Raw genomic sequence first — 26,089 nt, forward strand, 5'->3', positions numbered from 1 at the left:
GAGCAGGAGTGGATGGACGCCAACGGGCTGCCGGCCGGCCGAGGACCATTTCGACGACATCGACCCGCCAGACCCGTTATACGACTTCTTCCCAGCGCCCGTCATCGCTGGCGAGATCAGCGATACCCCTTGTCGGTCCGTGCCGGCCGATCACCGGCTCGGCCTGCCGGTGATCGCCACAGTGCCCGGTTCAGCGGCGCCGCACTCCGCTCGTCGGCCTCAAGGATCCCCCTGGTGTTCAGCCTTACCTGCCGTCAATGCGTCAGCAGATGCCACCGTCAACGATCGGCTGTTATATCGGCCGGCACTGGTCCGCCTGCCCGACGGGGTGAGGCTGGCGGTGACACAGGGCTTCCCCGGACCGGCTTCCCGCCGGCCAGGATCGGGTGCACTGTATTCGGCTAGAAGCGGATGCGCCACGTGGTCGATGCCGAGTCGCTGGTGACGGCTCGTTACGACTGTCGTCGACCCGTTCCCGCGAGTCTCGCTGAGTCCGCTGGTCGGCTAGCGGAGGTAGATGCGGACGTGCACCCGGTGGTCCCGTCGTCTGCGCGACGCTGTGCGCGTTCGTCTGGACCTACCCGTGCAGGTTGGGCATGTACGCCGAGGGCTGCAGCATTGCGCACCTTCTGATATCCGACTCTCCCAATATCCGCTGTGCCGGCGGGAATGACCGGGTCCGTGCCGGCGTACCCTCACGCGGACGCGGTCTGCCGGGGCAGTACCGCCACGGTGGGTGCGCTGGTGTCGTAGCCGGCGGCCTGGAGGGTGAACAGCTCGGCGTAGCGGCCGGCGGCGGCGATCAGCTCGTCGTGGGTGCCGGCCTCGACCAGCCGGCCGTGGTGCAGGACGTAGACGCGATCGGCGTGCCGCACGTTGGCCAGCCGGTGGGTGATGAGGATCGTGGTGGCCCGGCCCTGCCGGTCCCGGATCGCCTGGAACAGCGCGTCTTCGGCACGGGGGTCGAGGGCCGAGGACGGTTCGTCCATGATGAGCAGGTCGGCGTCGCGCAGGAAGCCGCGGGCGGCGGTGATGCGCTGCCACTGCCCGCCGGAGAGGTCCTGCCCGTTGGCAAAGGTGCGGTCGAGCAGCGTGTCGTACCCGTGCGGCAGCTCGCGGATCATGTCGTGGGCGACGGCGCGGGCGGCGGCGGTCCCGATTCTGTCCTGGTCGGGATCGCTGGAGATGTCGCCGATGGCGATGTTCGTGGCGGCGGTGAACGGCCACTTGTGGTAGTCCTGCGTGACCACCGCGATCCGGGACCGCAGCATGTCCACGTCCCAGTCCGGCAGGGGCCGGCCGTTGTAGCGGATGGTCCCGCCGGTGGGCGTGCGCAGGGTGGCGATCATGGCGGCGAGGGTCGACTTGCCGGAGCCGTTCTCCCCGACGAACGCCACCGTCTGTCCCGAGTCGATCGTGAGGGTCACGCCGTCCACCGCCGACTTGTCCCGCTCGGGGTATCGCAGGCTGACCGCCTCGACCGCGATCTCACGTAGCCGACCGCCGGCTGCGGCGTGCAGGGCCACCACGGCCTTGGGCGGGAGGTAGTCGGCGGCGCGCGCCATGAAGCCGGTGTAGTCGCGGAAGTGCTGGCCCTCGGTGTACACGCGGTCGACCTGGAACGTGACCACGGACAGGGAGCGCTGCGCGGACTGCACGGCGATCACGCAGGTCGCCGCGGCGGCGAGCGGGATCTGCCCGTCGACGAGCAGCAGCCCGAGCAGGGCGTAGACCGCGGCCGTGGCCACACCGCCGACCATCGCCCCGACGGTGGTGGTCGTGGTGACCCGCCGGGCCAGGGCGAGCTGGATCGCGGTCTCCACGCCCATCACCCGGTCGTACTGGTCGAGCAGGAACCGGCGCAGCCCGTACGAGCGCAGCTCCGGCGCCGAGGCCCGCTCGGCCATCAGGCGGTGCAGCAGCCACAGCCGGCGACGGCGGACCGAGCCGGCCGCGTAGGTCTGGTAGCGCAGGTGACCGGCCCGCAGTGACGCCCACGCGTTGGGTACCGTCGCGACCAGCAGCGCCACCAGCAGTAACGGGTGGACCACGACGACGGCAACCGCCACGGCGAGCAGCCCGGCGAGCCCGGCGAGCAGGTTCATCGACGACTGCACGAGGTCGGTGGTGGAGTCCGCGCCACGGGAGGCGCGTTCCATGTCGTCGGCGAACGCGTCGGCGTCGAACGCCTCCAGCCGTACGGCGGTGGTCACCTCGAACAGGCCCCGCTCCACCTCGCGGTCCACCTTCGGGGCGAGTCCGTTCTGCGCGTACCCCGTTGCGGTGACCATCCCTGCCCGTAGCCCGGTCACCGCGGCCAGGGCGACCAGCGCGGGCAGTGCGGCGATCACCTTGTCGCCGGTGGGTCCGCCCGCGAACAGCTCCACCAGCACCCGCTGCGCGGCGAGAAGCCCGAACGCCGACATCACCCCCGCGGTCACCGTCGTCGCCGCCACCACCGACGTCCGGACCCGGTCGGCACGCCAGCTCACCACGAGCGCGGCCCAGACCAGGCGGGGCAGCTCGGCGAAGACGGCGAACAGGCCCGCCTGCGCCCGCGCCCGCACTCCGGTCTCCCACCACATCTCCCGCAGTTCCGGCAGCACCGAATCCGTCTTGGCCGGGCCGGGCGGGGCGGGTGAGCGGTGGTCGGTTGTGGGCATGGGGGTACCTCCGGATCATGAACTGGCTGCGGTTCCGGTGCTTCCGGCCGCGCGGGGCGGCGAATGGGTGGTCCCCTGCCGACGACGTGGCCGGTGCGTGCGAGGTGTGTGCGGCGTCAGCGATGGTTCGGCGTCAGGCGCCCGGGGGACGCCCTCGGGGTGGCGGAGCGGCCCGGTACCCCGGACACGGTGAGCGGCCGCCCCGGGGAGAAACCGAGTCGTACCCGCTGCTGGGGTCGGTTAGCGGCAGCCCGGCCGTCAGCCGCTTGCCGGGCAGGGTGATGGTGAAGTCGAGGCGACCGGAGGGCATGGATGGACCGTAGGACGGCCTCCTCCCGACACGCCCGCAGCGCCGGGCGCGGAAATTTTCGGTAGACGCGAACACCAACTCCGACAGATCTTTGACACCGCGCGGCCCCTGCGGTCGCCGTCGGTTGCCCGGCGTCCCGGTGCTACCCGGACCGCGTGGGCGTCGGGGTGGCGTCTGCGGCGACCGTCGATGCTGCCCGGGCCGCCCACTCCTCGTCGGTGGCCCGCTTCCTGGCGAGCCCGTCCCGACCGTCGTAGCGGATGAACGCCGGTAGGGCCGCCGCCAGCGCCAGCGTGCCGACCACACAGAGCACGCCACCGGAGACGATCGACCCGCCGATGCCCATGAAACGGGCGGCGACGCCGGAGCGGAGCTGGCCGAGCAGTGGCCCGGTGGCGTACGAGATCATCTCGATGCCGGCCAGCCGGCCACGCAGGTGATCGGGGATGGTCTGGTTCCAGATGGTCATCCGGAAGATGCCCGAGACCATGTCGGCCGCGCCGGCGAACGCGAGGAAGACGAGCGCCAGCCAGAGCCAGTCGGTCAGGCCGAAGCCTATGATCCCCACGCCCCACAGCCCGGCGGCGATCACGACCATCAGCCCGTGCCGGTGCACCCGCCCGGTCCAACCAGAGGTCACCGTCGCGAGCAGCGAGCCGGCGGCGGGTGCCGCGTAGAGCAGGCCGAGCACTGCGGGGCCGCCGAGCTTGCTCGCCATGAAGGGGTAGAGCGCCTGCGGCATCCCGAAGAACATCGCGTTGATGTCCACGAGGTAGGTACCGAGCAGTTCGGGCCGACTTCGCGCGTAGCGCAGGCCGGTCAGCACCGAGCGCAGCGAGGGGCGCTCGGCGGCCGGCGGAGGCGGCACGGCCCTGACCAGATACAGGCAGATCAGCGCGAAGGCGAACGTGCCGAGGTCGACCGCGTAGACCCAGGGCATGCCGACCGACGCGATCAGCAGGCCGGCGACGGCCGGGCCGCCGAGTTGCGCGATCTGCATCCGCAGGGAGTTCAGCGCGCTGGCCGCCGGGATCTCGTCCAGCGTGACGACGCGCGGAGTGAGTCCTTCGAGCGCCGGCCGCTGGATGCCGTCGATCGCGGCGGTGAGCGCGGCGATGACGTAGAGCAGCCAGAGGTGCGGGCGGTCGAAGAGCGAGTTGACCAGCAGCACGCCGCAGAGTGCGGTGAACGCGACCTCGGCGCCCAGCACCAGCGCGCGCCGGTCGAGGTAGTCGGCCAGGGCGCCGCCGACGAAGGCCATCACCAGCAGGGGTACGAGTTCGCACACGCCGAGCAGACCGACCAGGAGCGGGTCGTCGGTCAGTGCGTACACCTGGAAGGGGATGGTGACGTACGTTATGAACGACCCGAACCCGGACACCCCGCTCGCCGCGAACAGGAGCCGAAAGTCCCGCGACGTGCGTAGCGGCGTGACGTCGAGCGCCATCCGGCGGAGCAGGCGTTTCACGAGGCGTGATGCTGCACGACCGGTGCTGCAGGTGTCGATCGGGTTTCCCGGTCACCCGGCGGGCACCGTAACCCCGCAGGGGGTCGACAGGGTGGTGATGCGACTGCGCGTGCACGCTCCTGGTGTGCAGAGTGGATCTCGTGGAGGTCCGGCGTAGCGACCCTATCGAATGTGGACAATGGATCCGACCCGCGAGGTCCGGCCCCGTCTCGGCGCTCTGCAACAGTAAGGATCGTGAACAAAAAGATTAGTAAGGTTTACGAACAGATCGTGTTACGGTCACCTCCATCGATGTGCGGCCAGCCATCGGCCCGAGGTATCCCAGGGAAGGAGTGACCACATGTCGAGACTGCGCGCCCTGGTCGCGCTCGCGACGCTGGTTGCCGCGAGTGGACTCATGGCGATCATCCCGTCGACCCCGGCGTCGGCGGCGGCCTGCGCCGCGCCGTGGCAGTCCTCGGCCGTCTACTGGGGCGGCGACCAGGTCTCCCGCGGCGGGCGTAACTACCAGGCGAAATGGTGGACCCAGAACGAGGCGCCGCCGGGCACCACCGGCGTCTGGCAGGACCTCGGCGCCTGTGACGGCGGCACCACGCCGCCACCAGGAGGAAGCTGCGACTACCCGAACTGGGTCGCCGGCACCTGGTACGCCGCCGGCAGCATCGTGCGGTACACCAACGGCCTGTACTACGTCGCCGAGCACGACAACCCCGGCTACGACCCCGTTGTCAGCACCTGGTACTGGGAGCCGTACACCTGCGGCGGCCAACCGCCGACCACTCCGCCCCCCACCGGCCCGGGCGGCTTCGTGGTCGGCGAGGCGCAGTTCAACCAGATGTTCCCGAGCCGCAATTCCTTCTACACGTACTCCGGACTCGTCGCCGCCCTCAGCGCCTACCCGGCGTTCACCAAGACCGGCAGCGCCACCGTCCAGCGCCAGGAGGCGGCGGCCTTTCTGGCGAACGTGCACCACGAGACCGGTGGGCTCGTCCACATCGTGGAGCAGAACACCGCGAACTACCCGCACTACTGCGACCCCGGCCAACCCTACGGCTGCCCGGCCGGGCAGGCCGCCTACTACGGGCGGGGGCCGATCCAGTTGAGCTGGAACTTCAACTACAACGCCGCCGGGAACGCCCTCGGCCTACCCCTGCTGACGAACCCCTGGCTCGTGCAGAACGACGCCGCGGTGGCCTGGAAGACCGCGATCTGGTACTGGATGACCCAGAACGGGCCGGGCAGCATGACCGCCCACAACGCGATGGTCACCGGCGCCGGGTTCGGCGAAACCATCCGCAGCATCAACGGCTCGATCGAATGCAACGGTGGGAACCCCGCCCAGGTGCAGAGCCGCGTCACCAGGTACCAGCAGTTCGTCGGCATCCTCGGCGTACCGGCCGGAGCCAACCTCCACTGTTGATCCGCGGCTGGGCCTCGTCACCCGTCGCCGCGCGGGCGACGAGGCCCGACCGGTCCCGGACAGTTGCCCGGGACGGGCGACCCCGGGTCTGCCAGGCTGGGAGGCGCAGGTCGCGGTCGACCGGCCCAGAGGTTCAGATCCGCGTTCTCGGCTGTGGTTGGATCGTCGCGACCGCGCCGTTGAGCGACGTCAGGGCACGGTTCTGGTGTGCGACGGCCTTACGCAACGCGTCGGCCGGGCCGGTCTGTCCGGCGGTGGCGGCGGCACCGGCCAGTTCCGTCATGCACTCCTCCAGTCCCGAGCCGATCCGCTGCAGGATGGCGAGCAGGACTGCCGGCTCGGTTACCCGCACGTCGCCGCGCAGGTGGAGCGCCAGCTCTTCGAGGGCCTGTTGCGAGTCGATCGCCAGGTCGACGAGCTTCGGGTCGGGGGTGTCGGGCATCAGCCGGCCCTGCCCGCGCCCGGAGTCGGCGGGTCGGCCGGTCGGCGTACGGCGTGGGGTGTCCGCCCGGCGGACCGGTTACGAAGGCCTGCGGTCGTGCCGTAGTGCGGCTGCCGGGACAGGCCGACGGCGGCGCGGTGTAGGCGGTGGGCGGGCTGGGCCGGAGAGTCGGAGCGTGGTGCCACCGGTCCAGGATGGCAGCGGATACCCGCGACGCCCTCGGACCTCCGATCATCACTTGGGCCTGAGCGGTCCGGGGCCGGGCGCCGATTGGACTGTCCCCTTTCCTGCCCACGGGCACCGAATCGCCGCACCTCGCCGGGTACGGCGACGGTCGGGCGGTTTGGCGTCGGCCGATCGGTGGTGATCGGGGCGCGGCACGGCGCCTGGTGGCGGCCCGGCCGTCGTCGGTGACCGCGCCCCGGATCTCGTGGCCAGGGGAGGTCGCCGACGTGGCCCGGGCCGGACCGCCGCAACTCAACAGGGTGCTGACCAGATGGCGTGCACTACTGAACCTCTTTCGACCTGAACCGCGCGGCGCTCACACACCGCATCCGACCTCGCGCTCCGACGGAGCGCAAGGGGAGGTTGAAAAGGTTCACTGGGTGGAGGTCGCCGGATTGCCGGGCGACTTGCGGTTGCCGAGCAGGTACGTCAGCGCCACGCCCGCGATCGCCAGCACGATCTGCAGGGTGATTTCCTTCCACCCGTACTGTCGGTCGTCGCCGAAGAGCAGTGCGAGTACGGCGGCCACCAGCGCGCCGGCCACGGCGAGCACGGGCGCCAGCCAGATGGCGTTGGCCTGACGGCCTTTCAGCGCGAAGCCGCCGATGAGGCCGATGAGGACGCCGATGATGACGGCGAAGAGGAAGTTCATGTGGGTACTGCCTCTTTCTTCTCTCGAAGGGACGGATGCCCCAAGAGGATCCTCAGGTTCTCAACGGACGTCAATATGTAGACGGGCAGCGAGCCACCCGTCGCCCCGGACGCCTTTTCCGAAGGTCGGCGGTCGCGGTCGCCACCGCGACTCGGGACACCGCCGGTACCCCCGGCGGCCTGGAGCAGCCCGGAGCCGGCGGCCACGAGAACACCTGGCGACACGTTGCGATATCGATATAGGCGCAATCCTTGCACCGTTCTCGACACCTGCTTTTCGGCTTCATAGGGTGGGCGATCACACAGTCTGTGGTGAAGAAGGGCGGTCCGGTGCCCAACACCCTGGTGGAGGTGTCGACGGTCGGGGACGGCACCCTCGTCGTGCAGCCGCACGGGCCGGTCGGGATCGACTGCGCCGCCGAACTGCGGCACATTCTCGTGCGTGCGGTCCGCAAGATCCGGCCGTGGCGTGTGATGGTGGACCTGTCCGACGTGTCGGCCCTGGACCCGATCGGAGTCGGCACGCTCGCCGCCGCCTGCCATGTCGGTGACGACGACAACGTCATCGTTTCCTTTTGTACCGGATCCACGGTCATAGCCAGCCGGCTCGCCGCCGCCGGGGTCCCTCCGCAACGACTCCGGCAGACCCGGTGACATCCGCCCGGAAGAGTTGATTGACCCGCTGCCCGGCGACGTTGCGCGCATGGGATGGAAACAGTCACATGCGTAGATTCCTGATCTCGGCCGCGCTCGCCCTGGCCCAGCGGCTGCTTGCCTCGCAGGGCTACCTGAGCGTCTCCATCTCGGCCAACGGTGTCAACGGACAGGACTGGGACGCCGAGGACGGCGGCGCGCAGGCACGCTCCTCGCTGGTCCGGCTGCACCTGGCGAACTGGGCCGACTGGGCGGGTGCCGGACGCGTCGGTGCTCCGGCGATCGTCCGCGCCGCGCCGCGCGCCGACCTGTCCCGGGTGTTCCTGGTGGGCCACTCCCGCGGCGGCGAGGGCGTCAGCCGCGCGGCGATGGACTCGCTCACCCCGCCGCCCGCCGCACAGGACGGTTACCATGGCAAAGTCCGCTGGAGCGTACGCGGACTGCTGCTCATCGGTCCCACCATCTTCGGCCACGACCCGGTGCCGAGCGTCCCGTCGGTGACCATCCTGCCCGGCTGCGACGGTGACGTCTCCGACCTGCAGGGCCAGATGTTCGTGGACGAGACCCGGGACGTCGGCGGCAGCCGGGCGCTGCGCAGCGCGCTGTACGTGGTCGGCGCCAACCACAACTTCTTCAACACCGAGTGGACGCCCGGGCAGTTGGTGGCACCGTCCATCGACGACTTCCGTGCGGTTGGCGAGCCCGACCCGGTCTGTTCGCCCGGCGCTGGGACCCGGCTCACCGCCACGCAGCAGCAGACCGTCGGCGCGACCTACATCGCCGCCGCCGCGCGGCTGTTCGTCGGTGGCGACGACCGGGTCCGACCGCTGCTCGACGGCAGCGGCGTGCGGGCACCCTCGGCCGACCCGGCCCGGGTGCTCAGCCACGCACTCGGTGCCAACCGTACCCGGCTGCTCACCCCGGACCCGTCGATGACGGTGTCCGGCGGCGCGCGGATCTGCGACCAGGTAACCGACGACGCCGAGCGTTCATGTATCCCCCGGAGGACCGGAACGCCCTCCGGGCGCACTTCGTGCCGTTCCTCTGGACCGTCCCCGAGCCCGGCCGGTACGCGGCAGCGCTGAGCTGGTCCGCCGCCGGCAGCCCGATCCGGCTGGCTCCGGCCCGCCCGGTCACCGTCGCCGGTGCCCGCGACCTGGCGCTGCGCGTGATCGTCCCACCGAACACGACCGGTACCCGGCTCGACGTCACCGTCGTCGGCACGGACGGCCGCCGCAGCAGGCTGGGCGAGGTCCGGATCGACGGTCTGCCCGGCACCGACGACACGACCTCGTACTGGGGTCAGGAGGTGCGGGTGCCGCTCAAGGACGCACCCGCGAGGCTGGCCGCCATCGAACTCACCCCGCGCGGTGGGCCGGGCCGGGCCTGGCTGCTCGACGCGTGGGGCTGGAAGCCGGGTACACCCCAGGCGCGCCCGGAACGCCTGCCACGGCTCGACATCGGCACCCTGCGGGTCGCCGAGGGCGACTCCGGCACGAAGACGTACGAGATCCCGGTAACCGTCACCGGAGAGGGCGGCGGCGTGGTGCGGCTGTTCCAGTCCAACGACACGACGTTCACGAGCCGTTCGTGGCTGGTCACCGTCCAGCCCGGGCAGCGCACCATCCGGGTGCCGATCGACGTCACCGGTGACTCGGTCTGGAACTACACCGAGAATCAGACCCTGGCCGCCAAGGCGGAGCGGGGCTTCGTGATCGGCAGCTACTACGGCGGAATCTCGACCGTCAACGACGACCCTGAGCCGACGCTCTCCATCGAGTCCGCCTCCGCCCGCGCCGCCGAGGGCGAGGCGCTGACCTGGCGCTTCTCCTCGTCGGCGCCGACCGAGACGGGCATTTTCGCATACACCCTGCCGCAGGCTCCGGCCAGCGGCGTGGAACTGTCCACCACGGACGTCGACCCGGACTGGTTCACCCTGCTCTCGCTGGAACCGGTGCAGCCGTCACGCCCGCTGTCGCAGACCTGGTTGGTGCCGTACCTGTTCATCGACCCGGACGCGACCACTGGCGAGGTCACCGTACCGACGATCACCGACTCGGTGGCCGAACCGGACGAGTTCGTCGAGCTGCATTTCGTCGACATGCCGGAAGGGCCGGTACCGAGCACGGTGTTGACCGGTGTGGTGACCGACGGCTGACCCGAGCGCTTTCGTCGAACTATCGGAAAGTTAGAGCTGTCACGACGAAACATCTAGACATCCAAACGTAACGATCGTAGGGTTTGCCTCGCCAGGCAGCGGCGTGCCCGGTCAGCTCAGGACGTACGAGGTTTCCGTCGGCCATCAGGGTGCGCGCCGCCGAGCGGTCGGCCGTGCCGTGACGGTGCGGCGTCGTCCCGCTCACCCCTGGGAGGAAACGTGTTCCTACCATCCCGACGAGCGCGCACATCGATTCTGGGCACGGTCGCCACCGTGCTCGCCGTCACGGCCGTCTGCCTGCCGGCCGGCGGTGCCACGGCCGCGCCGCCGCCACAGGAGCCCGGCGTCACGCTGCGGGTCTTCGACCTTCAGGTGCCGCTGAACAACCTCTGCACCCTCAAGGCCGCGCAGACCCCGAACGTCGACAAGCTCATGCCGGTGGTCGACTGGACCAGCGCGGCCGACTTCGGTTTCGAGAACTACTTCCTGGCCCAGGTCCTCGGCAACATCAACATCGCCCAGGCCGGCAGCTACACCTTCCGGCTGCTCAGCGACGACGGGTCGCGACTGCTGATCGACGACGCTGTCGTCGTCGACCACGACGGGCTGCACGGACCGGATCCGAAGGACGGGACGGTCGACCTCAGCACCGGCTACCACTCGCTGCGGATCGAGCACTTCGAGCGCGAAGGCGGCCAGCAGCTGACGCTGCAGTGGCGCACACCCGGCTCGACGTCGTTCGTGACCGTGCCCAACTCGGTGCTGAGCACCGACGCCGGGGTCGTCCGGGTGACCGCGCCCGGCCGCAAGGAGTGCGAGGCCAGCGGTGACGCGCCCGGCGACGGGCTGCCGCTGACCGCCGTACATCCCGGCTTCACGCTGACGAACCTGCGGCCCAGTGGCTTCGAGCCGCAGGTCACCGGCTTCGACTGGCTGCCGGACGGGCGCCTCGCGGTGCTCACCTGGGGCGGTTCGCTGACCACCGCCGGCGAGGTCTGGCTGCTGGGCAACGTCGCCGGCAGCACCAGCCCGGCCCAGGTGACCCGGACCCGGGTGGCCAGCGGGCTCCAGGAGCCGATGGGCATCAAGTACGTCGACGGCAAGCTCTACGTGTCGGAGAAGCACCGGCTCACGGAGCTGAACGACACCAACGGCGACGGGGTGACCGACAACTACCGCACCGTGGCCACCTGGCCGTTCGGCCAGAACTTCCACGAGTTCGGGTTCGGGCTGCTCTACGCCGACGGGTTCTTCTACCTGAACCTCTCGGTGTCGATCAACTACGGCGGCGCCACCACGAACCCGCAGCCGGCGGGTAACCGGGGCACCACCATCAAGGTGAACCGGACGACCGGCGCGGTGTCGTACATCGCGGGCGGGCTGCGTACCCCGCACGGCATCGGCTGGGGGCCGGAGAACGGGCTCTTCGTCACCGACAACCAGGGCGGCTACCAGCCGGCGTCCAAGCTGCTGCACATCAAGCAGGACCGGTTCTTCAACCACTACCTCAACCCGGCCGGGCCGTTCGACAACAACCCGGTGACCCAGCCGGTGATCTGGTTTCCGCAGAACGAGATCGGCAACTCGCCGAGTACGCCGGTGATGATGACCCAGGGGCCCTTCGCCGGGCAGATGGCGATCGGCGACGTGACGTACGGCGGCCTCCAGCGGGCGTACCTGGAGAAGGTCAACGGTGAGTACCAGGGCGCGCTGTTCCGGATGACGCAGGGTCTTGAGGCCGGTGTCTCCGAGGTCAGTGTCGGCCCGGACGGTGCTCTCTACACCGGCGGCCTGCACGGCGGCGGGAACTGGGGGCAGGAGGGCAAGCTCAGCTACGGCCTGCAGAAGATCACCCCGAACGGCAGCGCCAACTTCGACATGCTCGCGATGCGGGCCCGGCCGAACGGGTTCGAGATCGAGTACACCAAGCCGCTCTCGGCGGCGACCGCGACCGCGCTGGCCTCGAAGTACCGGGTCAAGCAGTGGCGGTACGTCCCGACCGCCGCCTACGGCGGGCCGAAGGTGGACGAGGAGACGCTGTCGGTCTCCTCGGCGACGCTGTCGGCGGACGGCAGGAAGGTCACCCTGGTCGTCAACGGGCTCAAGGTCGGCCGGGTGGTCCACGTCCGCTCGCCCCGGCCGTTCAGCGCGAGCGACGGCCAGGCGCTGTGGAGCACCGAGGTCTGGTACACCCTCAATGCCATCCCCGGCCAGGTGCCGCCGGTCAACCTCGCCCTGGGCAGGCCGGCCACGGCCGACAGTTCCTGCTCGGCGACCGAGGGCCCGGCGAAGGCCGTGAACGGCACCACCACCTCGGGGAACCTCGACAAGTGGTGTTCGACGGGATCCAGCAGGTGGTTGCAGGTCGACCTGGGCTCGGCCCAGAGCGTGAACCGGGTCGTCGTCGCGCACGCCGGCGCCGGCGGTGAGGCCGCTGCCTGGAACACCCGCGACTTCGCCGTCCAGGTCAGCACCAACGGCACCGCCTGGACCACGGTCGCGAACGTCGCCGCGAACACCGCCAACACCACCACGCACACCTTCGCGGCGACCCAGGCCCGGTACGTCCGCCTCGCCATCACCACCCCGAGCAGCGACGGCAACAACGCGGCCCGGATCTACGAGTTCGAGGTGTACGGCGGTGCCGCGCCGACATCGGGCAACCTCGCCCTGGGCCGGCCGGCGACGGCGGACAGTTCCTGCTCCGGCACCGAGGGACCGGCACAGGCGGTCAACGGCAGCGTGACCGGCGGCAACAGCGACAAGTGGTGCTCACTCGGCACCACCAAGTGGTTGCAGGTCGACCTCGGCACCACCCAGACGGTGCACCGGTTCGTGGTCCGGCACGCGGGCGCCGGCGGCGAGAACGCCGCCTGGAACACCCGCGACTTCACCGTCCAGGTCAGCGCCGACGGCACCGCCTGGACCACGGTCGCGACCGTTACCGGCAACACCGCGAACGTCACCACCCACGACATCCCGGCCACCCAGGCCAGGTACGCGCGACTGGCCGTGACCGCGCCGACCAGTACCACCGACAACGCGGCCCGGATCTACGAGTTCGAGGCGTACGGACCCGGTGCGGACACCGGCCGGATCACGCTCTTCGACGGGACCAACATGAACAACTTCCAGCAGGCCAACGGGGCCAACCCGACCTGGCCGCTGGGCAACGGCGGAGTGGAGGTGCTCGGCGGCGACATCCGGAGCCGGCAGAGCTTCGGCGACTTCAGGCTGCACATCGAGTTCTGGCTGCCGAACCTGCCGGCGGACGTCACCGGGCAGGCCCGGGCGAACAGCGGCATCTACCTGCAGGACCGGTACGAGTTGCAGGTGCTCGACTCGTATGGCGACACCACCCCGGCCAGCAACGAGTGCGGCGCCATCTACGAGAAACTGGCGCCGAGGGTGAACGCCGCGACCGCACCGCAGACCTGGCAGACGTACGACGTGACGTTCCGGGCCGCCCGGTTCGACGCCGCCGGGGCCAAGACGGAGAACGCCCGGGTCACCGTCGTGTGGAACGGCGTCACGGTGCACGACAACGCCGAGATCAGCGGGCCGACCGGCGGCGGAGCGCCGGAGGGGCCATCGGTGGGCCCGATCCGTCTCCAGGACCACGGCGACCCCGGTCCCAACCTGTTCTACCGGAACATCTGGGTCGAGCCGCTCAGTTAGCCGGCTTCCGGTGCACCGCCCGTGGTCCGTGCCGGGCGGTGCACCGGCGGCGCCGGCACGGTGGGCAGACACGATCCACGCATTCCCTACAGGCGGCCGCTGTCGCCTCTCCGAATCGGGAATGCAATACAGACCGTCCATCACGCCGCCAAACCTCGTCGGACCCGCCAAGGCTCGATCGGAGAAGCCGGTGGCCACCAACCGCGATGCCGGCTGGTGCACCGGTAAGACGATCTCAGGCGACGGGCAGGTCAGCGGCATGCCAGAGGCCGAGGGATTTGTCGGCGTAGGCGCCGCCGGCCTCCGTACAGCCCTCGACGATCAGGCAGAGTGGCTCGGGCAGGCAGAACGGCGGCAACTGGAAGTTGAGCGGGCGCCAGTCGCCGGTAGCCGCGTCGGCGTTGGCGTCGATCTCGACGAACGTGGTCATCAGCACGTACTCGGCGCCGCTGGCCCTGATGTTGGCCAGCGCCCACCGGATCTGGTCGTACGTCAGGTGTACCAGGCAGTCGCGGCACAGGACCAGGTCGGCCCGGGGCAGGCGATCGCGGGTCAGATCGAGCAGTTCAAAACGCCGGTGCTCGTCGGCGTATCGCGCGTTGTTGCGGTCGACGACATCCGCGACGATGTCGGCGCCGATGTAGCGGTCGAGCGTGGTCAGGTCGACGTGTCGCATCCAGCCAAAGTCGCCGCAGGGTGCATCGAGCATCACCTTCACGTCGAGCCGTCGCAGCAGCGCGGGGATCTCCACCCGGAGCACCGCCGTGGCGCCCAGTTCGGAGCCCTCGCCCGAGGTGGATTCCGAGCTTCCCCACATGTTCGTGCGGTGGATGTATGTGAAAACCTCGTCCTGTAGCCGGCCGGTCAGATCGGCGGCGCGCTCGTGGTAGCGCAGGCTGGCGAGCACCGGCGGGCGCTCGGCGGCCGGGGGAAGGGGCCGGTGCGGGCGGTCCTGGTCGCTCATGACGCTATTGTTCACGCTCCTGAAAACCAGGTATCGGCGGCGGTTGAAGCTGCCCTTGCCGCGTGTATAGATCATCAGCGACCCGCCCGCACCGTCCCGCGCCGGAGGCCAACTCGGTCGGCTGGCTGGGTCTGGCACCTGACCCGGATCCAGGACGACCACGTCGCCGACGTCGCCGGGACCGAGCAGGTCTGGACGGCCGCCGGCTGGTCCGACGAGTTCGCGCTGCCGTTCGACGTGTCGGTGACCGGCTTTCGACACAGCAGCGCCGACGTCGCGGCGGTACGGGTCCGGCCGGAACAGTTGCTCTATTACCACGACGCGGTGCACGACCCGACCGTCGAGTTCCTCTCCGGGCTCACCGACGACGACTTCGACCGGATCGTCGACCCCTCGTGGGATCCGCCGGTGGGCCTGGGCGTCCGCCTGGTCAGCGTGCTCACCGACGACCCGGAGCACCTCGGGCAGGCGGCCTACGTACGCGGCATGCTGCCCCACTGACCGCCGGGCGGAGTCAGCACATCCTCGTCACTCGGACTGCGGGCCTGCGCATGCCGTTCACCGGGCTGTCGATGATCTTCGAGACGGTGTGGCTACCTTTCCCCCGCCGTGGAGACGACATCTCGCCGCGCAAGACCCCAGGCCAGCCTCCTCAGGCTCCGGTGACCGCCGCCAGATCGTCCAGCGCGTGCCGGCTCGCCGCCTCGTGGTGTCGGTCGCCCAGGGCGCCGAACGCCGCAGCGGCTTGGTCGAGCAGATTTGCCGCGTCGTGGAGCCGGCCGGTCTTGCGCATGGCGATCGCCAGCTCGTGCCGGGCGTACGCCGCGCCCCAGCCGTCCTGCACGTTGGTGAAGAGCCGGATGGCAGCATGGTGCTGGTCGATGGCGTCGACGGTTCGGCCGGTGCGTGCCAGCGCGCGGCCGAGGCCGACCCGGGTCATGGCCTCGCTGCCGCTGCTGCCCAGGGCCTGGAAGATACGCAGCGCGTGGTCGTACTCCCGCAGGGCCTGCGCCGAACTGTCCGCCTGGGTCAGCGCGTGGCCGAGGTGGTTGAGGGCGGCCGCCTCCTCCCACCAGTCGCCGTACTCGTGGGCCAGCGCGGCAGCCCGGCGCAGTACGTTGACGGCCTGGGCGTACCGGCCGAGTTCGGACAGTGCCATGCCCATCCGATCCAGCGCCCACGCCTCCTCGACGGTGCCGGCGCCGCGCGCTACCCGTACTGCCTCGCTGGCGCAGCGCAGTGCGGCGGCCGGCCGTCGTAGCTGGTACCAGGCGAGCGCCAGCGCGTTCAGAGCCGCCGCTGTCGGAGCGGCGGCGCCCTGCCGGCGGGCCAGGCCGAGCGCTGTGCGGGCGAGTTCCCGCAGGTCGCGCCAGTGACAGCGCAGGTCGTAGAACCAGGGCAGCAGCGGGACCAGCGGGTGGACGAGGTCGGCGCGGTTCAGCGCGGCGGCCCGCCGTACGCCACCGAGGATCGCCGCCCGCTCGGCTTCGAGCCACCGGATCGCCTGCTGCTGGCTGGCGTGGTCGGCGGTGCGCCGCCGTCCGTTCGGCGGGGCGACGCCGGCCGTGTCGTCCAGGGCGAGCCGGGCGGCCGTCTCCGCCGCCGTGCCGAGCAGCCAGCCGAGCAGGTCCTCCTCCGCGCCTCGGCGTTGGTCCGGCTCTTCCTCGGCGATCAGGCGCTCCCGGGCGTAGAGCGCCAGCAGGTCGTGGATCCGATATCGGCCGGGTTCCGTGCCGGGCTGGACCATTCCCGCCTGCTCGACGCTGCGCAGCAGCCTTTCGGCCGTCGAGGGCACCGTCCCGGTCAGGGCAGCGGCGGCTGGGACGGTGCACTCCGGAACGGGCAGCAGGGCCAGCCGGCGGAAGAGCCGGCGGGCGTCGGCCGGCAGGATCCGGTACGACATGTCGAAGGTGCTCCGCACCGCGCGGTCGCCGCCGGCCAGCCAGTCCAGGCGCTGGTGCCGGTCGGCCAGCGCCTCGGCGCAGTCCCGGAGCCGCCACCCGGACCAGGCGGCCAGTCGCCGGCCGGCGATCCGGGTGGCCAGCGGCAGTCCCGCGCACCGCCGGGCGATCTCTGTGGCGGCGGCGGCCTCGGCAGCGATCCGGGCAGCGCCGATGATCTCGCCGAGCAGCGCCGTGGTGTCCTGTTCGGACAGCGGCCGGACGGCATGGTGCAGCGTGGCGTCCAGGCCCATCAGCGGGTTGCGACTGGTCACGATGACCAGAACCTCGGCGGAGCCGGGCAGCAGCGGCCGTACCTGCGCCTCGGTCGCGGCGTTGTCGACCAGGACGAGCATCCGGCGGCCGGCCAGCAGCGACCGGTACCAGCCGGCCAGCTCGGCAGCGCCGTTCGGCGTTGCCGCGTCCGCGACCCCGAGCGCGCGTACCCACTGCCCGAGGGCGATGGCCGGCGCGACCGGCCGCTCGTCCGCTCCGCGCAGGTCGACGAAGAGTTGGCCGTCCGGGAAGTCCGGGGCGAGCAGGTGTGCCAGCCGCACGGCGAGGCTGGTCTTGCCCACGCCCGGTGGTCCGGAGACCACCAACACGGCCCGGGATCGTGCGGCGGCGGCCGACAACACCGCCAGGTCGTCGTGGCGACCCACGAAGTCGGCCAGGTCCGCGGGGAGCTGTGCGGGGCGTGGACCGGCCGACGGGGACCCGACCGGGCTGGCCGGCGCAGCGTTGGCCGGTGACTCGACGTCGGCTCTGGCCGCGAGCGCCTCCTGCCACTTCCGGCGCAGCACCGCGGCGTGTTCCGGGAAGACCCGCTCGTAGCGGCGCAGCAGGTCCTCCGGCGGCAGGCGCCGGCCGTGCTCGTAATCGGAGAGTGCGCTGTGTGCGCGCAGGCCCAACCGGCGGGCGAGTACCCGCAGCGACAGGCCGGCGAGCCGGCGGCAGCGGCGCAGCGCCGTGCCCAGCTCGGCGTACGGGGCTTCGGTCATCACCAGTTCCAGCGGGAGCGACGGTTGCGCAGGGTCGGCGGTGGCGAATCGGATGTGCTGGAAGCGTTCCGCAATCGGTCTGCAGAACGCAAGTCGACCGCGATGGTTGCTTGACTGTGGACCGTGCCGACGGTCAGTCGCGTGTTGTCAGGAGGTAGAGCTTGGTAGGGCAGCCGTTTCCGCCGTCGCCTGTGGCGCGGCCGGCCTCCGGCGCAGGGGAGATCCGCTCCGGCTACCTCCACCTCCGGTTTCCGCCGGCCGACCCCGAAGCGGTACTGGGCCTGGTCGACCTGGCACTCGGCGAGCGGGGCTGGCTGCCGGACGAAGCGCCGTACCCCGGCGTCCGTGCCGGGGACGGCCGGCGGTCGTACTACCGGAGCTGGCGGCACCCGGCGGCGCCGGTCTGGTTGGCGCGGGCGGCCATCGCGTTCCACCCGGTGGCCGTGACCATCGGCCGCGAGCGGATCGGGCCCCCGTTCTCGGGGGGCCGCCGGCTGCTCCGTGGCACGCTCCTGTACCTGGTACGCCGATCCAGGAGCCTCGGTGGTGCGCCGCTGTCCGACGCGGCGCTGCCGCGGTTCCATGCGGATGCCCAGCGCCGGGCCGCCCGGGCGACCGCGGTCACGTTCGAGATCGAACAGTTGACGTTCGCGCTGCGACACCGCCGTTGTCCGCGCTGTGCCCGCTGGGGTGAGCCACGGCAGCGCTGGTGCTGGGCCTGCCAGTACGAGTTCACCGGGGAGGAGGACCACGTGGCCGACGCCGCGGCAGCCGCCGCGCGGCAGCGCATCGACTGGCTCCGGGCACAGGGACTCGACGAGCCCGCCGGCCGACCGCCGGCCGCGCCACCGCTGTCCGCGCTCGGTCTGGACGTGTCGGCATGAACGGGCGGAGCGACGGCATCAGCCGGCTCGGCCCGACGTGTCAGGACGCCGACGGGCGAAGCGAGGAGTGGTCGTGACCGGAGCGCGAGGAGCCGGCACGGCTGCCCGGCCGCCGTCCACCGCGGTGCCGGTCGGAGCGGCCGCGATCCGGCGGGCGGCGGAGCTGCCCGCCCGGATCTTCGCCTCGGCGGAGCGGTGGGGCTGGGAGTTCCGGCCGCCGGGTCCGGTGGCGGTGCCGCCCGACCTGCCCCAGCCCCTCTGCCACCTGCCACCGCCGGCCTGGGCTCCCGACGCGGCCCGCGCCCGTGGCCGGGTGAGCATGTCGCGGGTACTGCTCGGACTGGCGGTCGGCGTACTGGCCATCTGGTACGTGGTTGCCGGGGTCTACACCTTCGGCAGGGTGTCCGGGGCGCTCAGCGTGCCGGACGTGCCGGAGCCGGAGAAGACCCGCCTGGAGCAGGCGGCGGGGGCCCGGTACCTCGAGGCGCATCCGTTCGGCGACGATCCGTTGCACTACCTGTCCATGGGACCTGACGTGGTCCTGGGCCTGCTGCTGGCCGGCGTGCTGACGTGGCTGGTGGTCGGGCCACTCGCCCGGTCACGTGCCGCGGCTGGGCACCGGGACTGGCTCGGCGCGGTCCGCGACCAGCTGGACCGGTACGAGGCGGAGGCCGGGCCCTGGGCGGCCCGTCGACGGGCCGCCCGGGAGGAGGCGGAGGACCGGATCGGTGGCCTGCCGTTCTGGTTTCCGCTGGGCCCGCACGACGACGGCCGGGTCGACGTGTACGGGGGCACTCCGCGCGGCTGGTGCTGTCTGCTGCTCACGATGGGCGCCTCCCTGGTCGGGGCGGGCACCCGGCTGAGCCTGCTCGACCTGTCCCGGGAGGGGGTCGGGCAGCCGCTGGTCCGGCTCGCCGAGGCACACGGCCGGTCGGTGCGGCGGCTGAACCTGCCGGCGGACGCCCCGGGCCTCAACCTGCTGGCCGGCCTGGAGGGCCGCGAGGTCGCCGAGTTGCTGGTCGCGGCGGCACACGCGGCGGAGCCGGCCGCGTCCCCGGAGCGGCACACCCTGGACATCCGGGTGGTGGGCCAGGTGTGCGACATCCTCGCACCGTCGCTGACGATCGCCCGGGTCTGCGCCGGGCTGCGTACGCTGCTGCGCCAGGAGCCGTTTCCCGGCCCAGGCTCGGTGCTGACGGTCGACGAGTACGAGCGCCTGCACGAGGCGTTCGGCGAGGTGTCCCGGAAGACTCTCGAGGATCGCATCGGCGCGATCGAGGCACGCCTGCACCCGCTGCTGCGCTTCGGTGCCCACGCCGGTGAGCCGGTGCTCGACGGCGCTGTCGAGATCTCCGTCGTGGAGGTGGACGAGGCGGCCGGCGACCTTGCGGCCGAGATGCTCGCCCCGTTGCTGCTCAATGTCGCAGCCGCACACGCGCAGCACGGAACCGGCGGTGCCGGCGGTCGCCGGGCCCTGGTCGTCGCCGGCGCGGACCTCGTCCCGCGCGCCCAACTCGAACGCCTGGACCGCATCGCGCGGCGCCGTGACATCCGGCTGGTCTATCTCTTCCGGCACGTGCGGCAGGACGCCGAACAGTTGCTCGGCAGCGGCGGGCCGGTGGTCCTCATGCGGGTGGGGAACGCCAAGGAGGCCGAGGCGGCGACGAACTTCATCGGGCGCGAGCACCGGTTCGTCGTCAACCAGCTCACCATCGGCGCCGGCACCGGCACCAGCGAGTCCACCAGTACCACCCGTACGCACGGCACGTCCCGCTCCGAGACGAGGTCGGACAGCCGTACGTTCGGCGCCGGCCACGGCAGCCGCACGTCCGGCCGGAGCGTCACCGAGGGCACCTCGGAGAGTACGTCCCACGGCACGTCGGACGGGACGAACACCTCCTTCAACGAGTCGGTCGGGCGGCACCGCGACTACCAGCTCACCGTCGAACCTCGCCAGTTGCAGACCCTGCCGGAGACGGCACTGTTCGTCGTCGACCCGGAACGACGGGAGGGGCCGCGAGCCCGGCTCGGCGACTGCAATCCGTGGATCGTCACCGCCGGCGGGGTCCAGGACGAGCCGCGCCGCTCGTTGGTCGGGTGACCCGGTGTCCGGCGGAATCCCGCTCCTGGACGAGGAGCGACCCGTACACCGGCTGGTCGCGATCCAGTCCGCCCCGGACGCGTCCGAACAGGACCGGGAACCGGCGGGGGCACGAGCCACGCTGCTGCCGGCGCTGGGACAGGCACACGCCTTCGGGTCCACCGTCCTACATGCCTGGGTGCGTCCGGCGCCGGGGGCGCCGATCGAGGTGTTGACCGGCGGCTTCGCGGCGGTCGGCGCGGCGGGCCCGTACCGGAGCACGCTGTATCCGCTGGGCGGGCTGGTGGTGCCGCTCGCCGACGGTGCCGCCGGTCGCACGCTGCGCTCCCTGCCGGCCTGGGTGCGTTGCGCGGGCGGGGTGGACACGCTGGCCGACCCCGCGACCGGGCAGCGGTGCTCGCCGGGTGCGTTCGTCTTCGAGGACTGCGTGACGCAGCTCGTGGACACCCCGTTCGCCTGGTTCGTCGTCGCCGAGCCGGTTGCCGACGAAGACGCCCGGAGCAGGCTGCGCGAGCTGGCGTACGCGATTCCGCGGCTGCGTGACCGCCAGGGCGTCTCGGAGACCGGCCGGATGGAACTGGAGCAGGCCGAGGCGCGCTATCGCGAACTGGCCCGGGCCGAGCCGGCCGGGCTGTGGGACGTACACGTGCTCGTCGGGACCACCGACAGCCTCCGCGCCCGCGGCGTGGCAGCCCTGCTCTGCGGGGCGGCGGCCACCGCCCCACTGCCGTACGCCCTGCGCCCGCTGCCGGAGGTGGCCGACGGGCTGGACGGGGCGTGGGCCGCACCCGGCCGGGTGACCGCACTGCACGCGCCGTTCGCCGCACCGGCCGAGGTGGTCGCGGCGGTGGCCCGCCCGCCGCACCGGGAGCTTCCGGGGGTACGGATCGTCCGGCCGAACACCTTCGACGTCACGCCGGAGACCGTCCCGTCCGAAGCCGTCGTCACGCCGGAGACCGTCCCGTCCGGGACCGGCACGGCGGCCGGGTCACTGGTGCTCGGCACGGTGCTGGACCGGGCGCTGCTGCCGGCCGGTGAGTTCCGGGTCGGCGCCGGGACCCTCAACCGGCACACGTTCGTCTGCGGCGCGACCGGCGCCGGCAAGTCCCAGACGGTACGCGCGTTGCTGGAGTCGCTGCACGGTGCGGGCGTGCCGTGGCTGGTGATCGAGCCGGCCAAGGCCGAGTACGCCGGAATGGCCGGGCGGCTGCCTCCGGATGCCCGCGTGCTGGTCATCCGGCCCGGTGAGGTGGACGTCGCGCCGGCCTCGCTCAACCCGCTCGAACCCGAGCCGGGCTTCCCCATGCAGACGCACATCGACCTGGTACGGGCACTCTTCCTCGCCGCGTTCGAGGCCAATGAGCCGTTTCCACAGGTGCTCAGCCAGGCGATCGTGCGCTGCTACGAGGAACTGGGTTGGGAGCTGCCGCTCAGCGAACCGCGGGACCAGGCCGTCCGGCCCCGTTATCCCACCCTCGGCGACCTCCAGCGCGCCGCCCGGGAGGTCGTCACCCGGATCGGCTACAGCGACCGGATCGCCGCCGACGTACGCGGCTTCGTCGACGTACGGCTCGGCAGCCTGCGCCTCGGCACGCCCGGCCAGTTCTTCGAGGGCGGCCACCCGTTGGACCTCGCGGACCTGTTGCGCCGTAACGTCGTGCTGGAACTGGAGGACATCGGCGACGACCAGGACAAGGCGTTCTTCATCGGTACGGTGCTGATCCGGATCGTCGAGCACCTGCGGGTACGCGCGGCCAGGGACGGCGCCCCGCGCGGCCTGCGCCACATCACGGTGATCGAGGAGGCGCACCGGCTGCTCAAACGCGTACCCGAGGGGAGCCCCGCCGCGCACGCCGTGGAGCTGTTCGCCGGCCTGCTCGCCGAGATCCGCGCGTACGGCGAGGGCATCGTGGTCGCGGAGCAGATCCCCGCGAAGATCCTGCCGGACGTCGTGAAGAACACCGCCCTGAAGGTGGTGCACCGGCTGCCCGCCGCCGACGACCGGCTCGCCGTCGGTGCCACCATGAACCTGGACCCGGAGCAGTCGCAGTACGTCGTGACACTGCCGCCCGGCCGGGCCGCCGTCTTCGCCGACGGCATGGATCGTCCGGTCCTGGTCGGGATCCCGTTGGGCGAAGAGCGGGAGGACACCTCGGCCGCCACCCGCCGGGTCGCGATCGCCCGGCCGGCTTTCGCCGGCTGCCCGGTGTCCTGCCGCGCGGAGCCCTGCACCCTGCGGCGGATGGTCACGGCGACCGGGCTGGTCCGGGACGAGCCGAGGCTGGTGCTCTGGGCCGAGGTGCTGACCGCCGCCCACGTCGTCGGCGAGGCGGAACCGGTGCCGGACGCCCGATGGCTGGCCTCGGTACGCGGTCGCGCCGACCACGCGACGCTGGTCTGCGCCGCGGCCCAACTCGCCCACGAGGCGGTCCAGGTGCGATACCAGGTTCTCGCGTCGGTGTTCCAGCCGGAGGCGCTCGCCGGCCACTTGGCCGACCGGCTGCGCGGTTGGCTGCTCGGCCCGGCCGCCGAGGACTCCCGGTGCGCCGGCGAGACGCACTGGCAGGCGGGCGCCTTCCGCTGGGTGGACGTGGGTTGGGCGCTGCGGCGGGCCGGGCAACAGGACGGCCCGCACGCCGACACCGGCCAGTGGCGGCGGCGCGGCCTGGATCTGCCCGGTAGCACCCCTGCCGAGCAGTTGGCACAGCTACACGCCCGTCCGGAGAGCCGGCTGCCCGGGTGGACCGGGGTGGCTGGCACGTCCCGCCCGGCCCGCTGGGTCGTCGCGGTCGACCGGCTGAGCGACGAGCCGGACCCGCGCCGCCGCCTGCGGCAGGCGGCTGGCTTCCTTGCCCTGCAACGGCCCTGGCTGGTCGGCCGGTTCCTGTCACCGGCGCCCGGCACCGCCGGGCAGCCGGCGGGGCGGGCCGGGACGTCCCGCGCGGAGACCGACCCGGCGCCGGCGGGCGCGCCGGTGTCCGGCGACGAGTAGGAGGACGGATGGACTCGCCAGGCCACGACATCGTCGCCGCCGACCGGCGGCTGGCCCTGGCCACCCCGACCGACCTGGAGGCGCTCGCCACCCGTGCCGTCGACCTGTACGACGAACGGCTCCTCGAAGAGGACATCCCCACCATCGACCAGGGCGGACCGACCGGGTCCGGTGGGTTCGACCCGTACGACGAGCAGTTCCTCGCCGACGGCGGTCCGAGCGGCTACCTCGGCCCAGCCGACGGGTCCTCCGGGCCGGGCGGCGGTGCTGGTTCGGTCGTCGACGGGTACGACACGTCGAGCCTGGCACCCCCGGACTCGCCGTCGGCGCTCAACTTTGTCGACGGGCACCCGCACCGCGGACTCATGCCCGAGGAGTTCATCCTCGCCGAGCAGTTCGACCAGTTACGTACGAAGGAGGGTTGGTGACGATGATCGGACTCGCCCAGGCCGACGATTTCGACGAGCAGCGGCACGACCGGCGGAAGGACCAGGACGACCAGCCGGCCCGGTTGCCCCAGCAGCCCTGGACGGAAGAGCCGAAGCCGCCCAGCGACACCTTTGTCGAGGATCTACGTAAGGATGCGCAGGAGAACGCTGGCCGGCTGCACAATGTCGCCCAGGTGGGTCGGCAACTCGCCGGCGAGTTCGCCGCCGGCCTGCCGGAGCCGGAGAAACACATCGTCCGGGGTGGTGCGCAGCTCGTCGAGGGCGTGACCGGCGTGGTCAAGGACGCGTACCAGATGCCACCGTCGCCGGAGTGGTACCTGGACGCGGAGACCCAGGAGGTGGCCGCCTGGGTCGAGCATGCCGGGAGGCTGTACCGCGGGCCGGTCCCGGAGCCGGAGCTGGGGCCGGACGAGTCGACACCGGCCGGGGCGAGCATGCCCGATGCCAGCGAGTTCCAGCCGTTCGCCGACCCGACGGACGTGGTGATGACCCGGCCGTGGTTCGCCGGCCCAGGCCAGGGATCGGAGAGCGCCGACGACCCGGCGACGCAGCTACCGGCACCGGCCCGGGCGGTATCCGAGCTGTACGAGAGCGTGCAGGTCCTCGACGCCCAGATCCGGCACGGTCAGGACATGCCGACCCAGCTACCCGAGCTGTCCGAAATGGATACCGCTGGACTCCGTGCCGTGGTGGCCGAACTCAAGGCGCAGGTGAAGGAACTGGTCACCGAGCTCGAGGAGCGTCGCGCCGAGGAGAGCCGGCAGGTGGCCGAGGAAACGGCCACGCTGGACGAGGCACCACCGGCGCTGGTCGCGGCGACCACCGACCCGCCGCCGGAGGGTTCCTACCAGGCCGGGTATCGCGGTGAGCCGGGTGGCGACGAGACTCGACCGGTGGTCGAGCCCACACCGGCGCCAGCGGTACCGGTGGTGGAAACGCCGACACCACCTGACGAGTATCCCCCGTACGAGGCCGGATATCGCGGCGAGCAGCCGCGCCGGCCGGAACAGTGACGGATCGTCCCCCGTGCGGGCCACGCCGTGAGTGAGCTGCCCGGTGCGTTCAACATCGCGCTGACCGTGTCACGCCCGCTGGCCCGCGCCCAGCTCCGTACCCTGCCGTGGGGAGTGTCCGGCTGGTTGTTCGGGCTGGGCTGGCGGTTTTTCGCCCGCAGGATCGACGGGCACTGGGCGCTGGCGAACGCCGAACGGCTCCGCTTCGCCCTCGGCGCGGTGGTGGTCTGCTCCGGCCTGGCGAGCGCCGCCACCCTCGGCGCCCGGGTCTGGCCGCTCATCCTGGCGAAGGCCGTGCTCGGCCCGGTGCTCGGGACGCCGGGCGTCGCGGCGGCCGGCGCGTACCTCCTCGTGCGCTCCGAGGGCGACCGGGCGTACGCCCGGACGCTGCTGCGCCGCCCGTTCGTCGTGGGGCTCGGCTGGCTCTCCGCCGCCGGGGTTCTGACGCTGGTGTTCTGGTTCGTGCACGACGATCTGCGCCGGCTCGGCGTGTCCACTCTGCTGTTGCTGCTCGGGGCGGCCTGTCTGGCGCCGTTCACGCTGGGCGGAGTACTCCAGATCCACCGCAACGTGTTCGCGGCGGCCGACGGGCATCCGCTGATGCCCCCGCTCGCCGCGCCGTGGCTCTGCCTCGGCGCGGTAGCGGTGGAACTCGCCATGGTGGGTGTGCAACCGGCGTCGCTGGCCCTGTCCGGGGCTGCCGCCGCCGCAGTGGTGGCGGTCTGCGGGTGGGAGTACCGTACCGGCCGCGAGGCGTACGGCATCAGCGCCCGTACGGGCCCACCGGGCCTGGAAACCGACCCGGACACCGGGCAGGTGTGGTGGTCCCCGGTTGCTGGCCCTTCGTACTCACCGGACCGGCCCAGGTGAGGAGCTCCGGTGCTTGATCATGGAACCTGGGCGCAGCCGGCCTGATGGCCGATCCGGACTGACCCGACCACGGTGGGCGTGCGCCCCTGCACGTCAACGAGCCGGTTCACGGCGTACGCGGGTGCGCGGGCCGGGGGGGCCCCCCCCCCCCGGGGGGGGGGGGGGCCGGCCCCCCCCCGGGGGGGGGGGGGGGGCCCCCGGGGGGG

General features: G+C 71.9%; 18 protein-coding genes. 12 read left to right on the forward strand and 6 right to left on the reverse strand.

The genetic code is table 11. The features are described from left to right. Positions 1-695: 695 nt before the first annotated feature. On the reverse strand, positions 696-2,663 hold the full coding sequence (locus R6Y94_RS10790) for an ABC transporter ATP-binding protein (RefSeq protein WP_318395671.1): 1,968 nt from the start codon (positions 2,661-2,663) through the stop codon (positions 696-698). Between the two features lie 452 nt (positions 2,664-3,115). Continuing rightward, entirely contained in the window at positions 3,116-4,441 is a 1,326-nt protein-coding gene (locus R6Y94_RS10795) for an MFS transporter (RefSeq protein WP_318395672.1), read from the reverse strand. Positions 4,442-4,781: 340 nt separating this feature from the next. Between R6Y94_RS10795 and R6Y94_RS10800 the strand changes: the two genes are divergently transcribed. Beyond that, positions 4,782-5,861, forward strand: a complete 1,080-nt coding sequence (locus R6Y94_RS10800; protein WP_318395673.1) for a glycoside hydrolase family 19 protein — start codon at positions 4,782-4,784, stop codon at positions 5,859-5,861. A 133-nt stretch (positions 5,862-5,994) separates the two neighbouring features. Here the strand turns inward: R6Y94_RS10800 and R6Y94_RS10805 are convergent, their stop codons facing one another. After that, a complete protein-coding gene (locus R6Y94_RS10805) occupies positions 5,995-6,303 on the reverse strand; it encodes a hypothetical protein (protein WP_318395674.1) in 309 nt (102 codons plus the stop codon). 598 nt (positions 6,304-6,901) lie between these two features. Beyond that, the gene (locus R6Y94_RS10810; RefSeq protein ID WP_318395675.1) at positions 6,902-7,180 is read right to left on the reverse strand and encodes a GlsB/YeaQ/YmgE family stress response membrane protein; all 279 of its coding nucleotides are present in this window, start codon (positions 7,178-7,180) and stop codon (positions 6,902-6,904) included. 311 nt (positions 7,181-7,491) lie between these two features. Here R6Y94_RS10810 and R6Y94_RS10815 point away from each other — a divergent pair, with 311 nt between their 5' ends. From R6Y94_RS10815 to R6Y94_RS10830, 4 genes are all read left to right on the forward strand, one after another. Continuing rightward, a complete protein-coding gene (locus R6Y94_RS10815; RefSeq protein ID WP_318395676.1) occupies positions 7,492-7,833 on the forward strand; it encodes an STAS domain-containing protein in 342 nt (113 codons plus the stop codon). Positions 7,834-7,901: 68 nt separating this feature from the next. After that, positions 7,902-8,918, forward strand: a complete 1,017-nt coding sequence (locus R6Y94_RS10820) for a hypothetical protein (protein WP_318395677.1) — start codon at positions 7,902-7,904, stop codon at positions 8,916-8,918. Continuing rightward, positions 8,825-9,991 (forward strand): hypothetical protein, encoded by a 1,167-nt coding sequence (locus tag R6Y94_RS10825; protein WP_318395678.1) that lies wholly within the window; start codon positions 8,825-8,827, stop codon positions 9,989-9,991. Before R6Y94_RS10820 ends, R6Y94_RS10825 begins: the two co-directional genes overlap by 94 nt. 273 nt (positions 9,992-10,264) lie before the next feature. After that, the gene (locus tag R6Y94_RS10830; RefSeq protein WP_318395679.1) at positions 10,265-13,669 is read left to right on the forward strand and encodes a discoidin domain-containing protein; all 3,405 of its coding nucleotides are present in this window, start codon (positions 10,265-10,267) and stop codon (positions 13,667-13,669) included. Between the two features lie 235 nt (positions 13,670-13,904). Here the strand turns inward: R6Y94_RS10830 and R6Y94_RS10835 are convergent, their stop codons facing one another. After that, entirely contained in the window at positions 13,905-14,795 is an 891-nt protein-coding gene (locus R6Y94_RS10835; RefSeq protein WP_318395689.1) for a class I SAM-dependent methyltransferase, read from the reverse strand. Here R6Y94_RS10835 and R6Y94_RS10840 point away from each other — a divergent pair. Next, positions 14,781-15,134, forward strand: coding sequence for a DUF664 domain-containing protein (locus R6Y94_RS10840; RefSeq protein WP_318395688.1), 354 nt, complete (start codon positions 14,781-14,783; stop codon positions 15,132-15,134). The two genes, R6Y94_RS10835 and R6Y94_RS10840, sit on opposite strands and share 15 nt — an antisense overlap. A 151-nt stretch (positions 15,135-15,285) precedes the next feature. Here R6Y94_RS10840 and R6Y94_RS10845 read toward each other — a convergent pair whose 3' ends face one another. After that, complete coding sequence (locus tag R6Y94_RS10845) at positions 15,286-17,574, reverse strand: ATP-binding protein (protein ID WP_318395680.1); 2,289 nt, start codon at positions 17,572-17,574, stop codon at positions 15,286-15,288. Positions 17,575-17,765: 191 nt separating this feature from the next. Between R6Y94_RS10845 and R6Y94_RS10850 the strand changes: the two genes are divergently transcribed. The 6 genes from R6Y94_RS10850 (at position 17,766) to R6Y94_RS10875 (ending at position 25,883) form a co-directional block, all read left to right on the forward strand. Then, a complete protein-coding gene (locus R6Y94_RS10850; protein ID WP_318395681.1) occupies positions 17,766-18,458 on the forward strand; it encodes a hypothetical protein in 693 nt (230 codons plus the stop codon). 73 nt (positions 18,459-18,531) lie between these two features. After that, positions 18,532-20,559, forward strand: a complete 2,028-nt coding sequence (locus R6Y94_RS10855; protein ID WP_318395682.1) for a hypothetical protein — start codon at positions 18,532-18,534, stop codon at positions 20,557-20,559. A 4-nt stretch (positions 20,560-20,563) separates the two neighbouring features. Next, on the forward strand, positions 20,564-23,551 hold the full coding sequence (locus R6Y94_RS10860) for an ATP-binding protein (protein WP_318395683.1): 2,988 nt from the start codon (positions 20,564-20,566) through the stop codon (positions 23,549-23,551). Between the two features lie 8 nt (positions 23,552-23,559). Then, a complete protein-coding gene (locus R6Y94_RS10865) occupies positions 23,560-23,979 on the forward strand; it encodes a hypothetical protein (RefSeq protein WP_318395684.1) in 420 nt (139 codons plus the stop codon). Further along, positions 23,976-25,013, forward strand: a complete 1,038-nt coding sequence (locus R6Y94_RS10870) for a hypothetical protein (protein ID WP_318395685.1) — start codon at positions 23,976-23,978, stop codon at positions 25,011-25,013. Before R6Y94_RS10865 ends, R6Y94_RS10870 begins: the two co-directional genes overlap by 4 nt. Before the next feature lie 27 nt (positions 25,014-25,040). Beyond that, on the forward strand, positions 25,041-25,883 hold the full coding sequence (locus R6Y94_RS10875; protein ID WP_318395686.1) for a hypothetical protein: 843 nt from the start codon (positions 25,041-25,043) through the stop codon (positions 25,881-25,883). Positions 25,884-26,089 lie beyond the last annotated feature (206 nt).

The sequence above is a fragment of the Plantactinospora sp. KLBMP9567 genome, from assembly GCF_033446045.1.
Lineage (GTDB): Bacteria > Actinomycetota > Actinomycetes > Mycobacteriales > Micromonosporaceae > Plantactinospora.